The 14,269-nt window shown below is 32.2% G+C and carries 14 protein-coding genes; 13 read left to right on the top strand and 1 reads right to left on the bottom strand.

Annotated elements, in window-relative coordinates:
* Positions 1–25: 25 nt before the first annotated feature.
* Entirely contained in the window at positions 26–1,246 is a 1,221-nt protein-coding gene (gene pepT, locus PG914_RS01240) for a peptidase T (RefSeq protein ID WP_488821871.1), read from the bottom strand.
* Positions 1,247–1,467: 221 nt separating this feature from the next.
* On the opposite strand from pepT, the gene PG914_RS01235 reads away from it, so the two are divergent.
* From PG914_RS01235 to PG914_RS01175, 13 genes are all read left to right on the top strand, one after another.
* Positions 1,468–1,815: a hypothetical protein gene (locus tag PG914_RS01235; protein WP_488821870.1), complete on the top strand. Its 348-nt coding sequence runs from the start codon at positions 1,468–1,470 to the stop codon at positions 1,813–1,815.
* Between the two features lie 36 nt (positions 1,816–1,851).
* Positions 1,852–2,040 carry a hypothetical protein gene (locus tag PG914_RS01230; protein ID WP_488821869.1) on the top strand — a complete coding sequence of 63 codons (189 nt, stop codon included), beginning with the start codon at positions 1,852–1,854 and terminating at the stop codon, positions 2,038–2,040.
* A gap of 37 nt (positions 2,041–2,077) precedes the next feature.
* On the top strand, positions 2,078–2,263 hold the full coding sequence (locus tag PG914_RS01225; protein WP_488821868.1) for a hypothetical protein: 186 nt from the start codon (positions 2,078–2,080) through the stop codon (positions 2,261–2,263).
* 42 nt (positions 2,264–2,305) lie between these two features.
* Entirely contained in the window at positions 2,306–2,758 is a 453-nt protein-coding gene (locus tag PG914_RS01220) for a DUF2089 domain-containing protein (RefSeq protein ID WP_488821867.1), read from the top strand.
* Between the two features lie 2 nt (positions 2,759–2,760).
* On the top strand, positions 2,761–3,159 hold the full coding sequence (locus tag PG914_RS01215; RefSeq protein ID WP_488821866.1) for an SHOCT-like domain-containing protein: 399 nt from the start codon (positions 2,761–2,763) through the stop codon (positions 3,157–3,159).
* Between the two features lie 57 nt (positions 3,160–3,216).
* Complete coding sequence (locus tag PG914_RS01210; protein ID WP_488821864.1) at positions 3,217–5,055, top strand: ABC transporter ATP-binding protein; 1,839 nt, start codon at positions 3,217–3,219, stop codon at positions 5,053–5,055.
* On the top strand, positions 5,036–6,790 hold the full coding sequence (locus tag PG914_RS01205) for an ABC transporter ATP-binding protein (RefSeq protein ID WP_488821863.1): 1,755 nt from the start codon (positions 5,036–5,038) through the stop codon (positions 6,788–6,790). Before PG914_RS01210 ends, PG914_RS01205 begins: the two co-directional genes overlap by 20 nt.
* Positions 6,791–6,843: 53 nt before the next feature.
* Entirely contained in the window at positions 6,844–8,607 is a 1,764-nt protein-coding gene (locus PG914_RS01200; RefSeq protein WP_488821862.1) for an ABC transporter ATP-binding protein, read from the top strand.
* Positions 8,600–10,402, top strand: a complete 1,803-nt coding sequence (locus tag PG914_RS01195; RefSeq protein ID WP_488821861.1) for an ABC transporter ATP-binding protein — start codon at positions 8,600–8,602, stop codon at positions 10,400–10,402. Before PG914_RS01200 ends, PG914_RS01195 begins: the two co-directional genes overlap by 8 nt.
* A complete protein-coding gene (locus tag PG914_RS01190; RefSeq protein ID WP_488821860.1) occupies positions 10,395–11,780 on the top strand; it encodes a TldD/PmbA family protein in 1,386 nt (461 codons plus the stop codon). Before PG914_RS01195 ends, PG914_RS01190 begins: the two co-directional genes overlap by 8 nt.
* The gene (locus PG914_RS01185; RefSeq protein ID WP_488821859.1) at positions 11,780–13,084 is read left to right on the top strand and encodes a TldD/PmbA family protein; all 1,305 of its coding nucleotides are present in this window, start codon (positions 11,780–11,782) and stop codon (positions 13,082–13,084) included. Before PG914_RS01190 ends, PG914_RS01185 begins: the two co-directional genes overlap by 1 nt.
* 115 nt (positions 13,085–13,199) lie before the next feature.
* Positions 13,200–13,613: an NAD-binding protein gene (locus PG914_RS01180; protein WP_488821858.1), complete on the top strand. Its 414-nt coding sequence runs from the start codon at positions 13,200–13,202 to the stop codon at positions 13,611–13,613.
* Entirely contained in the window at positions 13,610–14,269 is a 660-nt protein-coding gene (locus tag PG914_RS01175) for a potassium channel family protein (RefSeq protein ID WP_488821857.1), read from the top strand. The genes PG914_RS01180 and PG914_RS01175 overlap by 4 nt, the downstream gene beginning before the upstream one ends.

Here is a 14,269-nt window from a genome sequence, read left to right as displayed (position 1 = left end):
GAAAAAACCAAGTCAGACGACTTGGTTATTTTGATTCTGCAATTAATTTTACGATGTTAGTGTAGATTTCAACAGCTTTTTCCATTTGGTTGATTGAAGCAAACTCTAATCTACCATGGAAGTGGAAAGCACCAGTACCAAGGTTTGGTGTAGGTAGGCCACCGTAAGTTAATCTTGCACCATCTGTACCTCCACGAATAGCTTCAAAGTGTGGAGTTACATTTGCCATCTTGGTTGCAGCTACTGCAAAATCAATAATATGTGGATGTTGTTTAATGATTTCATACATGTTTAAATATGAATCTTTAATATTTACCTTAACTGCTTCATAGCCATACTTTTTATTAATATATTCAGCAATTGTGTAGAATTCTTGAATTTGTTGTCTAAATAAAGTCATATCGTGGTTACGAATGATATATTTAGTAATTGTTTCTTCAACCTTGCCATGAATGTCAGTTAAATGATTAAATCCTTCATACTTTTCTGTAATTGCAGGATCTAAGAACTTAGGCAACATTGAATGGAATTCCATTGCCAGATGTAATGAGTTGATCATTTTATTCTTAGCACTACCTGGGTGAATTGAGATACCAGTGAATGTTAATTTAGCAGCTGCAGCATTAAAGTTTTCATATTCGATACCGCCAACTTCACTACCATCAGCAGTATATGCAAAATCTGCTTTAAACCAATCGTAGTTGAAATGATCAGCCCCACGTCCGATTTCTTCATCAGGTGTGAAACAAATATAAATGTCACCATGCTTGAATTCTTTATTTTCAACGATTCTTTCAACTAATTCCATGATTTCAGCAACACCGGCTTTATCATCTGCACCAAGTAAGGTATTACCATCAGTTACAATGATATCCTCACCTAATACTTTCTTTAAGTCATGATATTGTTCTGGTGCCATCGAATATTCATTATTTAATTGAATCTTAGAACCGTCATACTTTTCAATGATTCTTGGGTTTACATTTTTACCCGGTGCATCAGGAGAAGTATCAACGTGTGAGATGAATCCAACTGCTGGTACCTTTTTATCTATATTAGAAGGTATGCGCGCGTACGTGTAGCCTAAATCATCTAAGAATGCTTCAACACCCATCGCCTTTAATTCTTCTAAAAGCACTTTTGATAAATCTTTTTGTTTAGAAGTAGAAGGTACAGTTTGTGAATCATGATCAGATTGAGTATCAATTTTGACGTATTTGATAAAACGTTTTGTTAATCTTGTCATTGTTTAACCTCATTTCATGACTATATTATACTATTTTTTCCCTATATAACAAAAAATTAAGTTAGAAATTAATATTTTTAACACAAAAATTAAAAAAATTAAGGTCGATATTAATTATTTTAATTTTTTTAAATAAATTTATTGCAGAAGTATTGACATATCAAAACATAATCAATATAATTAAGGTGTAAATTAAAAAAATTAAGGAATTTACAAAAAAAATGACAAAAAATAAAATACTAAATAAAGTTTCACGAAACAAAATGTCAGTCGAAGAAGCTTATAGAAAGTTATATAAGCCTAAACGTGAAAAAAGGATTTATCCAAAAGCGCATTTTGTAAAACTATCAATTCAAGTCGAAGAAGGAAAAGGTGTGAATTTATTCTTAAAAATCTTATTCCTACTACCGATTCCAATTTGGTTAGTTAAATTCATCTTAAATAAAAATATGAATAAATCAGAGATGGATCAAGAAACACTTGAATCTGTGAAATCAATGTTAGAAGTAAAAGGTTGTAGCTTAGTCGTACAACAGAAAGACGCATTAATTAAAATGCGAACCATATAATAAAAATAAAATATCAATCAAAGGGGAAATCAAATTATGTTATTAGCAATCTTACTATTATTACCAATTCCAATCTGGGCAATTATGTCAGTTTTAGATTCAAGAGGTAAAAGACCAATCGCTGACCAAACAGTCATCAATGAACTTGCTTCATTAGTAGAACTTGAAGGGTGCAATTTAGTTGTTAAACAACAAGATGTCTACAATAGAGTTCGTACAATCTAATTAAATTTAAAATCATAAGGATAAAGGGGAAATCATTATGTTACTAGCAATCTTACTATTATTACCAATTCCAATGTTAATCGTTAAACTTGTTTTAGATAATCAAAAAAGATATCGTAAAATAAAACATGAAGCTAAAGCAGTTAAACAAATCTTAGACTTCAAAGGATTCAATTTAGTACTTGAAAAACATGACGGTTATGCAACAGTGCATTCAGTCTAATAAGAAAACAAAAAACAAAAAAACAAAAAGGAAAAAGAATAAATGAAAAATTTAAATCCAGTAATTACTTGTTGTCCAGTATGTAATCATGACCTACACATCACACACTTAGAATGTGATCATTGTCATACCAAAATCCAAGGTGACTTCGGATTCTCGAAGTTTAATTATTTAACACCAGAAACTTTATTATTTATTGAATTATTTGTCAAAAATCGTGGAAACATCAAATCAGTAGAAAAAGAAATGAATGTTTCATACCCAACAGTTAAGAAGTATTTAGAAGAAGCCATCGTAGCTTTAGGTTATAAACCTGATGCTGATGAAAACGATGAAGCAATCGATGAAATTCATACAGCAAAAGCTGAAGGGAAAAAAGCAGTAGTTTTAGATGCTAAACAATTAAAATTAGACATCTTAGACAAAATTAAAGACGGCTCATTGTCAGTCGAAGAAGCATTAGGAAAAATTAAAAATCTAAAAGGCGGTAAATAACCATGGCAGATCAACTTAAAGAAGAAAGATTAGCAATCTTAGAATTATTAAAAGACGGAAAAATTAACTCAGAACAAGCAGAAGCATTACTACAAGCATTAGCACCACAAGCTCCAAAAGCACCAGAAGCACCAGTGTTTGTTGAACCAAGAGGCGGAAAGAAAGATGCCTTCAAGATGTTACGTATCAATGTAGATGGTGAAGATGGTGAAAAGGTTAGAATCAATGTACCAATTGAATTTGCTAAAGTATTAGGCAAAGGCAAATTTGGTAATGTCAACTTAGATGAATTTGATATCGACATTGAATCAATCTTAGAAATGGTACAAAATGGTGCCAATGGTGAAATTGTTTCAGTTGAATCAGAAGACGGCGCAAAAGTTAGAATTGTAATCGAATAATCATCAATTAATTTCGGGAGAGCTATCAAGCTCTCCCCTTAATAAGGGGAATAATTTATGGAACAAACATTGCGAAAAAAGCAAGGTGTTTTCAAAACGCTCAAGAAACAGTTTAAAGAATTTAAAACATATAAACGTAGAATTGTATACTTTTACATGATATTAGGTATCATTTCGACAGCAATAATCAATTTATCTGGTATTTATTTAACAAAATTAATTATTGACGGATTAACTCAATATGGTGCTCAAGAACTTTATTACTTTATTGCAACCTTGATCACAACCATTGCATTATTCATGTTCTTTAAACGATTTGCAGATGCCAAAACAGATGTCATATTTATCGAAGTTAGAATTAAACAATTCTTAGCTTATAATAGGAAGTTTATGGAAGTTGATTATCCATTCATGGAAGATAAAGATTTCCAAAATAAATCGAAGACTGCCTTAGATTCACTAGGTGGTGACATGGATGGTTTTCAAAGAAACTATGCCTTAACATACACAATCTTAAGTATGTTAGTCACAATTATTGCTACTGCAACACTTGTAGGTGCATTTAATTTCTGGTTAGTTATCGCAACACTCTTCACATGTATTGTATCTGCTTATGCACAATACTTAATTGGTAAATTCGATTACTCAAAGCGTGATCAATTATCAGAAGAGTTTAGAAAAGAAAGATATTTCTATGATACAACTTATGATTTCTCATATGGTAAAGACATTAGAATCTATCAACTACAAGAACCACTTGAAAAAGAACACAAGAAGTCAGTAAGAAGTTTAACCAGTGTGATTAAGAGTCTTGCAAGACATGACTTTAAAGCAGGTCTTCTAGAACTTATTCCATTATTGCTTCAAGATATTCTAGCTTACGTTTTAGTTATTATTGCATACTTTGCCGGTCAACTAACGATTGCTGAATTATCAATGTATTTAGTTGCAGTTGCATCACTATCAAATAACTTACGCATTTTAGGACGTGATGTCGCAAGAATTAAATCTGGTAGCAGATTTGTTGCTGATTATTATGATTTTATGGAAGACCAATCGTATGTAAGTTATGAAGGTTTATTAGAACCGTTAACAGAAACATTTGATATTGAATTTAGAAATGTATCATTTAAGTATCCAAAAACTGAAAATTGGATCGTTAGAAATTTATCGTTCAAAATAGAAAAAGGGGAAAAGTTAGCAATCGTTGGTGCTAACGGAGCTGGTAAAACCACTCTAGTTAAATTAATTTGTGGGTTATTCAAACCAACTGAAGGTGAAATCTTAATTAATGGTATTAACACACAAAATTTCGACAAACGTCGTTATCAAGAAATGTTCTCAGTTGTCTTCCAAGACGTGCACGTATTTGCTGCATCTGTGATTGAAAATGTCACTGGTCTACAAGATGATGAAGCATCAATCAATCGCGCTAAAATGGCTTTAGAAGCGGTTGGTTTAAAACAAAAAATCGAAAGTTTACCAAACCAATATGATCAACAAGTATTAAAAGTAATTGATGAACATGGGGTTGATTTCTCAGGTGGTGAACGTCAAAAAATAGCTATTGCAAGAGCGCTCTTCAAAAATGGTCCAGTGGTTATCTTAGATGAACCAACAGCAGCCCTTGATGCACTTGCAGAAGCTAAAATTTATGAAGAATTTAACGCACTTGCTGGTAACAAAACATCCATCTATATTTCACACCGTTTATCCTCTACTAAGTTCTGTGATCATATCGCATTATTTGATGGACAAACATTAAAAGAATATGGAACACATGATGAATTAATGAATCAAAAGGGGATTTATTACAACATGTTTGTTACACAAGGTAAATATTATCAAGAAGGGGTCCTTGGGGAGGATGTAGAAAATGTTCAAAACATTAGCTAAATTTATCAAATTAACATTCAAAATTAATCCTTTATTCTATCTAATATCATTCCTTCAAGCGATTCTTAACGTGTCAAAAATGTTTATTGGAGTATATGCAGTTAAATGGATTATTGACTTAGTTCTTACTGCATCATATGAACAAACAGTTCGACTTGCCATTACGGTTGTTTTAATTCAAATTGGTCTCTTATTCTTAACTAAGCTTTTAGATCAAGTTTTAAGAGTTGTCAGATTTGAACTTCGTTATGATTTAAACCGATATGTAACAAGTCGTGTGATGAGATTAGAATATGAAAAGTTAGAAGATCCTTATTTCCTAGATTTAAGAGAACGCGCTAAGTTTGCTATCGATAATCAAGGTGTTACTTGGATGCTTCTTGAGTATATGACAACATTTACATCAAGTATTATTTCAATTCTATCTTTAGGACTCATTCTATTCTTCTTTGACTGGATTATGATTGTTGTCTTACTTGGTGCCTTAGTCTTACATGTCTTAATCTTTAATATGTCAAATAAGTTCCAATTGACATTAACCAATAACATGATTCCAATCAATAGAAGATTCGGTTATTATTTGTCAACACTACTAAATGTTGAAAACCAAAAAGATTATCGTTTTACCAATTTAAACAAACTTGTTCATGAAAAAACAAGTGAATTTACAAATGAAACAGTCGGTTTGATAGAAGATATTCAAATGGGTATGAGTAGATTTAGCTTTGCTAGTGATGTTATTAACTATGCAGTTATGGGGTTCTCATATATCTATATTGCAATTAAGACACTTGCTAATATCATTCCTATTTCAGATTTCATCTTATACACAGGTACAACGATTCAACTTGGAGAACAATTAGCATCAGTCGTAGGTACTGTAGCTGATTTAAAACGTAATGTTGAATGGATTAAACCATATTTTACATTACTAGAAATCCCACTTCAAGATGAACTACATAAAGGTAATCTTACTTTGGGTCCAATTGAAACAATTGAATTTAAAAATGTATCATTTAAATACCCTAAAACTGAACAAATGATTTTAAAGAATATCTCATTTAAAGTGAATAAAGGTGAAAAGATTTCAGTGGTAGGACTTAATGGTGCCGGTAAAACAACATTAGTTAAATTACTATCCAGATTCTATCAACCAACAGAAGGTGAAATATTGATCAATGGGATTAACATTGATGCATATGAATATAAATCTTATGTGGAGAGAATGGCAGCAGTATTCCAAGACTTTAAAATATTTGCTTATACCATTGCTCAAAACATAGCCGGTCATCCAAATGACCCTCAAGGTGCACAAGATGCAGCTAACAAAGTATCTCTTTCCAAAAAGTTAGCTTCACTCGAAAAAGGTATCGAATCATATTATGGTAAGAGTTTATATGAATCAGGTATCGAGTTATCCGGTGGTGAAGCTCAAAAGATAGCAATTGCTCGTGCACTATACAAGAATTCAGATTTAATTATTTTAGATGAACCAACTGCTGCTCTAGATCCAATAGCAGAAGCAGAAATTTATGAACACTTCAATGACTTAGTCAAAGAAAAAACAGCTCTCTATATTTCGCACCGTATGAGTTCATCTGTATTTTGTGACAAAGTCTTAGTCCTTAACAATGGTGAAATTGAAGATTATGACAAACACCAAAACTTAATGAAGAAAACTAATTCACTATATTATGAACTATTCACAACACAAGCTAAAAATTATCAATCTTAATTTAAATAAAAATTAAGCCATATTTGATATAATTTTTAATAAGGAGTTAAGCAATGATCTTTTTAAAACACTTTAGACACTACTATATTAAATATGGATTTGGATTCCTACTTGGTGTAATCATCTTAATCGGACTAGATTATTACCAATTAGAGATTCCACGAATTATCAATGAAATCATCACAGGGGTTGAGGATGGCGTATTTACGCAAATATCTGATATCTTTGGATTATTACAATTTATTATTGTAATCGTAATTGGAATGACGCTAGGGAGATTTCTCTGGCGTTATCTGCTATTCGGAAATGGACGTAAAATTGAAACAGATATCCGTGAACAAATGTTTAAAAAAGCGACCGAATTATCTCAAGATTTTTATTCTCATGAGAAAATCGGCGGCTTAATGAGTTATTTCATTAATGACTTAAATGCGGTTAGGGAACTCTTTGGATTTGGTTTATTAACCTTAATTGATGGTTTATTCCTAGGAGCGTTTGTCTTAATTAGAATGTTTTCATTAAACTGGGTGATGACACTATATGCATTTATTCCAATCGCTTTAATGGGTGTACTTGTTTTCTTCCTAGAATTAAAGATGGAAAAGAAATTCAAACTTCGACAAGAAGCATTTGAATCAATGAGTGATTTCACTCAAGAATCATTTACTGGTATTACAGTGATTAAAGCTTATGTTAAAGAAATCTATGAAGCATTAACGTTTGGTAAGAGAAGTAAAGATGTGTATGATAAGTCAATGGAGCATATGCGTTATGCCGTTATTGTAAATATCATTATTGACGTTATGATTACACTTGTTGTCTTATCAATCTTAGTATATGGTTCAGTTTTAATTGCCTATGGTAATTTAAATTCAGGTACCATGACTGAATATATCTCATATTTCTTCACATTATTATGGCCAGTATTTGCAATTAGCTGGTTCATGAACTTAAATGGACAAGCTCAAGCTTCTGCAAAACGTATATACAAATTCTTAGAAGCTAAAGTTGATATTACAAATCATAAAGATGTACTAGTTGATGTGAATTTGGATGGTTCAATTTCAGTTAAGAATTTAACATTTAAATATCCGGATGCTGATAAACCAGCACTTGAAGATGTTTCATTCGAGATTAAAGCTGGAGAAATGATTGGGGTATTAGGTAGAACTGGTTCTGGTAAATCTACCTTAGTTGAGTTATTCTTACGCGTTTATAATACCGATTACGGCATGATAAGTTTTAGTGGTCATGATATCAATGATATCTACACTAAGTCGTTAAGAGATGCGATTGGTTATGTTCCACAAGATAACTTCTTATATTCAGATACGATTAAAAACAATATTGGATTTGCATTTAAAGAACAACTGGAAGATGAAAAATTAATTGAAATTGCTAAACTTTCAGATGTTCATGATAATATTATGGATTTCCAAATGAAATACGAAACCATGCTAGGTGAACGTGGTGTCACAGTCTCTGGTGGTCAAAAACAAAGAATCTCAATTGCAAGAGCACTGGCTAAAGATCCAACGATTTTAATCCTAGATGACTCTGTATCAGCAGTTGATACTAAAACAGAAGATGCAATCATCTCAAATCTTAGAAAGATTAGAAAAGGTCGAACAACTTTAATGATTGCACATCGTATTTCAACGGTTAAAAAATTAGACAAAATAATACTTCTTGAAAATGGAAAACTCATTGGCTTTGGTTCTCATAAAGAACTGATGAAGTCAAATGCAGTTTACCAAGAGATGGTTAAACTCCAAGAACTAGAAGCATTAGTAGGGGAGGGTGAACATCATGCGTGATTTTAATGACAACTCAGAAGTTAGACAAGATAAGCATATTGTTGTTAGACTCTTATCTTACTTAAAACCATATACTTGGAAGTTTATTGGTTCATTCTTATTAATGATTGTTACTACCTTTGCTAATATGGTCTTACCATTAGCATCAGGGTTAGCAGTCGACTTAATGGCTAAACCAGAAGCAGTGATGCCGCTTGAAATTAAAATGTTGATTTTAGGTATTGGAGCTGCTGTCTTACTCATAATTATGATGGCATCAGTTGTTATAGGTTTTTACCAAAACATGATGCTACAACATATTGGTCAACAAGTGACACATGATATGAGAATTGAAGTCTTCAAACACATTGAAAACTTATCAATTGGTCAAATTAACCAATTACCAGTTGGTAAACTAGTGACTCGTGCAACCAATGACCCAGGTAATATTTCTGATATGTTTACAAACTCACTTGTAAACTTAATTAGAAGTGTGATGATGATTTTAATTATTGCTATTATCTTATTTGTTATTAACTGGCAAATGGCATTAATTACGATGACAACGATGCCTGTCATCTTTGTTGCATCTTACCTATTTAGAAAATATTCAAGAAAAGCATATCGCCAAGTTAGAAATAACGTTAGTGAAGTGAATGCTTTCTTATCAGAAAACTTATCAGGTATGAAGATTACGCAAGTCTTTAACCAAGAAGAAAAGAAATTTAACGAATTTAAAAAGATTAACAACAACTTAAAAAAATCATACCTTAAAGAAATTGTTACCTTCTCTATTTACCGTCCAGTTATTTGGTGTCTAGCGATGGTTGGTACAGTACTTGCCATATACTTTGGTATATCAGCAGTACTAGCAGGTAGCCTATCTGTTGGTATGTTCATTTCATTCTATGTATATGTTGGTCAATTCTTTGACCCAATCCAAAACATTGCTGATCAATTCAACTCACTTCAAAATGGATTCTCATCAGCTGAAAAGATCTTTGACGTCTTAGATACTAAACCTGATATAGTTGATGATCCTGATGCGATTGAATTAGAGTCATTTAGCGGTAATATTGAATTTCGTGATGTTTGGTTCCAATACATTCCAGATGAATGGGTTTTAAAAGGTGTTTCATTTAAAGTTAAACCAGATGAAACTGTAGCCTTTGTTGGTGCAACAGGTTCAGGTAAAACAACAATTCTACAACTGATTGTTAGAAACTACGATATTCAAAAAGGTCAAATCTTAATTGATGGTATTGATATTAAGAAAATCAAACGTTCTTCATTACGTTCATTTGTCGGACAAATGCTACAAGATGTCTTCCTATTCTCTGGAACCATCCGTGATAACATCACCCTACATGATGAATCCATTAGTGAAGAAAAAGTGGTTGAAGCATCAAACTATGTTGGTTTAAACCATGTATTAAATAAATTACCAGATGGATTAAACCATATGGTGCGCGAACGTGGTAATAACTTCTCAAGTGGAGAAAGACAATTAATCTCATTTGCAAGAGCTGTAGTATATGAACCAAGACTCATGATTCTAGATGAAGCAACTGCTAATATAGACTCAGAGACTGAAGCAATCATTCAAGAATCATTAAAGAAAATGATGAATATTTCAACAATGTTAATTGTTGCACATCGCTTATCAACAATTCAGCATAGTGATAAAATTATTGTCATGAGCAAGGGTGAGATCAAAGAAATGGGTACTCACCAAGAATTATTAAAACAAAAAGGTTTATATTATAACCTTTATCAGTTACAATATGACAAACAGGAGGAGATTCTCAATGCTTAACAAAGAACAACTTCAAGAGTTGCTCCAACTCGGATTAGAAACAGGAGCAGATTTCTCAGAAATCTTCCAAGAAGATACTTACTCAGGAAATATTCGTGTCAATAACGGTGATGTTATCGGTGTTGGTATGGGTAATGTTCATGGTGTAGGTGTGCGTCTTTTACAAGGAATCGATGAAGTCTATGGTTTTACCAATGAAACAACTTATGATGCAGTTAAGAAATTAATGCTTAATTTAAGAGGTTCATTTAAAGGGGAAAGAAACATTGCTAAACCTTTAGGTGAAAAGAAACCTTATAAATACACAGTTAAAATTCCTCATAATGCATTATCACCAGAAGTTAAGAGTCAAAAATTAGTTGAATTATCAAACATTATCAAATCAGGTAGTGATAAGATTATTCAAGCTGGTGTGACATTAATCGAATGGGAACAAAAAGTATTAATCGCTAACTCAAATGGTATTTTCCAAGATGATGTTAGAACATATACGCGTGTTGTTATGTCAGCAACTGCTCAAGATGGTAATTTAATGCAAGATGCATATGAAGCACCAGGTAGAAATATGGGCTTTGAAATCTTTGATGAGATAGATTTCAAACAATTAGCTAAAGAAGTATCAGAATCAGTTATGACTTATCTTTATGCAGATAACATGGAGCCTCAAGAACTTCCAGTTGTTATCCACAATGGCTTTGGTGGTGTGATCTTCCACGAAGCGGTTGGTCACCCACTTGAAACATCTGCAGTTTCTAAAGGTTTATCTCCATTTGCAGGTAAACTAGGCGAAAAAGTAGCGAGTGATGTTGTTACTGCTTATGATGATGGTGATGAAGAAGGTCAATGGGGTAGGAGTACTTTCGATGATGAAGGTAACAAAACTCAAAAGAATTTATTAATTGAAAATGGTATTTTAAAAGGTTATTTATCAGACGTTAGAAATGGTAAGAGAATGGGTTACCATTCAACTGGTAGTGGTCGTCGTCAAAACTATAAATATGCACCAACTGCTCGTATGAATACGACTTACATTGAAAATGGTAAAGATAACTGGGAAGATATTATTAAAGACACACCATATGGTTTATTTGCTAAAAAACTTGGTGGTGGTACTGTAAACCCTGCAACTGGCGAATTCAACTTCGCAGTGTTAGAAGGTTACATGATTGAAAACGGTAAAATCGGTAAACCAGTACGTGGTGCAATGTTAATTGGTCACGGTGCTGAAGTTATTAAATTAATCGACCGTGTTGCAAACAACAAGACATATGGACAAGGTATGTGTGGTGCGGGATCAGGTTCTATTCCAACTGACGTTGGTCAACCAACTATCCGTGTATCTAAGATGGTTGTCGGTGGTCAAGGGGGAAGTCGCTAATGTTTAATAAATGGATCCAATTAGGTCTTAAAAAAGGCTTTACAGATGTAGAAATCTACTCAACAAGAAGTAAATCACTATCAATTGAAGTCTATCAAGGTAAAGTTGAATCATTCTCAAACAGTGATGTAACAACTGCTAGAATTAAAGGTATCTTTGATGAAAAATTAGTTTCAGCATCAGTTGAAAATTTAACTGATGAAGCAATTGAATTAGTTTTCGATAGATTAATTCAAAATGCTAAAGCATTAACTGTAAAAGAACCTGCAATTATCTTTGAAGGTAGTAAATCTTATCCAGAAGTTAAAGACAATGAATTTGACTTCGATAAAGTTCCTGTTGAAAAGAAAATTGCCTATTTAGTTGAATTAGAAAAAGAAGTACTTAAAAACGAATTTGCTAAACAAGTTGAATCAGCTGTATATCAAGAAGAATTTGGTTCAACAACAATTGTTAACTCAAAAGGTTTAAACTTAACTAAGAAACATAACTTTGCATATTCACTTGCTTATTCAATCTTTGAAAAAGATGGTGATATCAAAACTGGTTATGATATTAAATTAATTAAGAGTTTTGATGAATTAGATCCGGTTAAAGATGCAGAGGCAACAATTAAAGATGGTGTACGCAAACTTGATGGTAAATCATTAAAAACTGGTTCATACGATGTTGTCTTTAACAACAAACGTTTCTCAGATATGTTAGCTGTTTACTCAAGCTTATTCTCTGGTGAAGCTGCTTATCGTAAGATGACTGCTTTAAAAGATAAAAAAGGTGAAGTGATTGCTAATCCTGCAGTAACAATTTGGGATAACTCATTGCATGAATTATCACCATTTAAGAATTCATTTGATGATGAAGGGGTAGCTGCAAATCCTAAGAAAGTCGTTGATAACGGCGTATTTACTGGGTTCTTACATTCATTAAGAACTGCTGCATTATTTAATGAAGAACCAACTGGTAATGCTTTTGGTGGAGGTATTGCTCCTGCAGGGCTTTATTTAGAACCAGGTAATCTATCAGTTGATGAAGTCTTATCACCAATTACTGAAGGTTTCTTTGTTACAGACTTAGTAGGTCTTCATGCTGGTGTGAATACAACATCAGGTGACTTCTCACTACAAGCTGCAGGTGTTGCTATTAAAGATGGTAAACTTGATCATGCAGTTAAAATGGTTGTCTTATCAGGTAATTGGTTTGATGTCTTAAAGAACATTAATAGAGTTGGCAACGACTTACAATTCCAAACATCAGGTTACGGTTCACCAACAGTTTATGTTGGTAAACTAGTTGTTGCTGGTTAAGAAAAATAAGTTTTGAAAATAGCCATATATATTTATCGTATATATGGCTTTTGTTTTCTTTATCGTTGTTAAAGTGGTAAAATAGGAGTGTTAATTACATAAAAAGGTGGATAACATGAGAAATAAAACCGTTGTTATTGGCTCGGGTAGACTTGGTGCTTCAATTGCATCAAAACTTGCAAGTCAAGGTAAGTTAGTTGATATTATTGATAAAGATAAAATTGCTTTTAGAAAATTAGATGATGATTTTTCGGGCAATATTATGATGGGTGATGCAACTGAAATGGAAGTATTAGAAGCAGTTAATCCAGATTCAGTTCAAAGTTTCGTTATTGTGACTGGTGATGATAATGTCAACATATATATTGCGCACGTAGCTTTAACTTTTTTTGATATACCAAAAATTTATATTAGACTATTTGATACTTCAAAAGGCAAACTTATTCACAACACAAGAATTAAAACGATCTATCCTCATAATCTTTCAATCGATGCGTTTGCTAAGTTAGAAAAAGGTGATTCAGAATGAGAATAATTATTGTTGGTGGAAAAAACGAAGCAGACTATATGATTGGAATGTTTTTGAAAGAAAAACATCAAGTATTAGTCATTAATGAAGATGAAGAAGCTGCTAAATATATTGCAGATCATTATCGTATTCCAGTTATGGTAGGTGACCCTACAAAAGCCTATGTATTTGAAGATGCAAATGCATATGATTATGATGTTATCGTTGCTTTAACTGAAAATGATATTGATAACTATATTACGTGTTTAACTGCTAAAAACTTATTTAGAGTTAAAAAAGCGATTTGTCGTGTCCTTAATCCTAAACGAGTTGACCTCTTTAAAAAGTTAGGGATTCATACGGCAATTTCATCTATTTATATGCTTGGGCAAATTATTAAAGAAGAAGCCAATGTTAAGAATATGTTTAAAACCTTAACTATGGAAGATGATCAAATAACAATTACTGAAATTGAAGTCATCGAATCATATGGTTTACATGGAAAACAAATCATGAATTTAAATTTACCACCAAGAATTAATATTTCCTGTATTTTACGTGGTAAACATACGATTATTCCAAATGGTAAAACTACTATTGAATTAGGTGATAAACTTTTAATTGTCTCTGCAACTGAAGATCAAAAATCAATTTATAAGATGTTAAACGAGAAATAA

The organism is Acholeplasma sp. ORD1043 (genome assembly GCF_057808485.1).
Note: the sequence above shows the minus strand (reverse complement) of the source record. Positions and strands in the feature narration are given on the sequence as shown.

Bases quoted from the DNA above. Each gene is read 5' to 3' on its own strand.
- PG914_RS01190 (WP_488821860.1), top strand. From the start codon at position 10,395: ATGCTTAACAAAGAACAACTTCAAGAGTTGCTCCAACTCGGATTAGAA.
- PG914_RS01200 (WP_488821862.1), top strand. From the start codon at position 6,844: ATGATCTTTTTAAAACACTTTAGACACTACTATATTAAATATGGATTT.
- PG914_RS01215 (WP_488821866.1), top strand. From the start codon at position 2,761: ATGGCAGATCAACTTAAAGAAGAAAGATTAGCAATCTTAGAATTATTA.
- PG914_RS01205 (WP_488821863.1), top strand. From the start codon at position 5,036: ATGTTCAAAACATTAGCTAAATTTATCAAATTAACATTCAAAATTAAT.
- PG914_RS01230 (WP_488821869.1), top strand. From the start codon at position 1,852: ATGTTATTAGCAATCTTACTATTATTACCAATTCCAATCTGGGCAATT.
- pepT (WP_488821871.1), bottom strand. From the start codon at position 1,246: ATGACAAGATTAACAAAACGTTTTATCAAATACGTCAAAATTGATACT.
- PG914_RS01195 (WP_488821861.1), top strand. From the start codon at position 8,600: ATGCGTGATTTTAATGACAACTCAGAAGTTAGACAAGATAAGCATATT.
- PG914_RS01175 (WP_488821857.1), top strand. From the start codon at position 13,610: ATGAGAATAATTATTGTTGGTGGAAAAAACGAAGCAGACTATATGATT.
- PG914_RS01220 (WP_488821867.1), top strand. From the start codon at position 2,306: ATGAAAAATTTAAATCCAGTAATTACTTGTTGTCCAGTATGTAATCAT.
- PG914_RS01225 (WP_488821868.1), top strand. From the start codon at position 2,078: ATGTTACTAGCAATCTTACTATTATTACCAATTCCAATGTTAATCGTT.
- PG914_RS01210 (WP_488821864.1), top strand. From the start codon at position 3,217: ATGGAACAAACATTGCGAAAAAAGCAAGGTGTTTTCAAAACGCTCAAG.
- PG914_RS01180 (WP_488821858.1), top strand. From the start codon at position 13,200: ATGAGAAATAAAACCGTTGTTATTGGCTCGGGTAGACTTGGTGCTTCA.
- PG914_RS01185 (WP_488821859.1), top strand. From the start codon at position 11,780: ATGTTTAATAAATGGATCCAATTAGGTCTTAAAAAAGGCTTTACAGAT.
- PG914_RS01235 (WP_488821870.1), top strand. From the start codon at position 1,468: ATGACAAAAAATAAAATACTAAATAAAGTTTCACGAAACAAAATGTCA.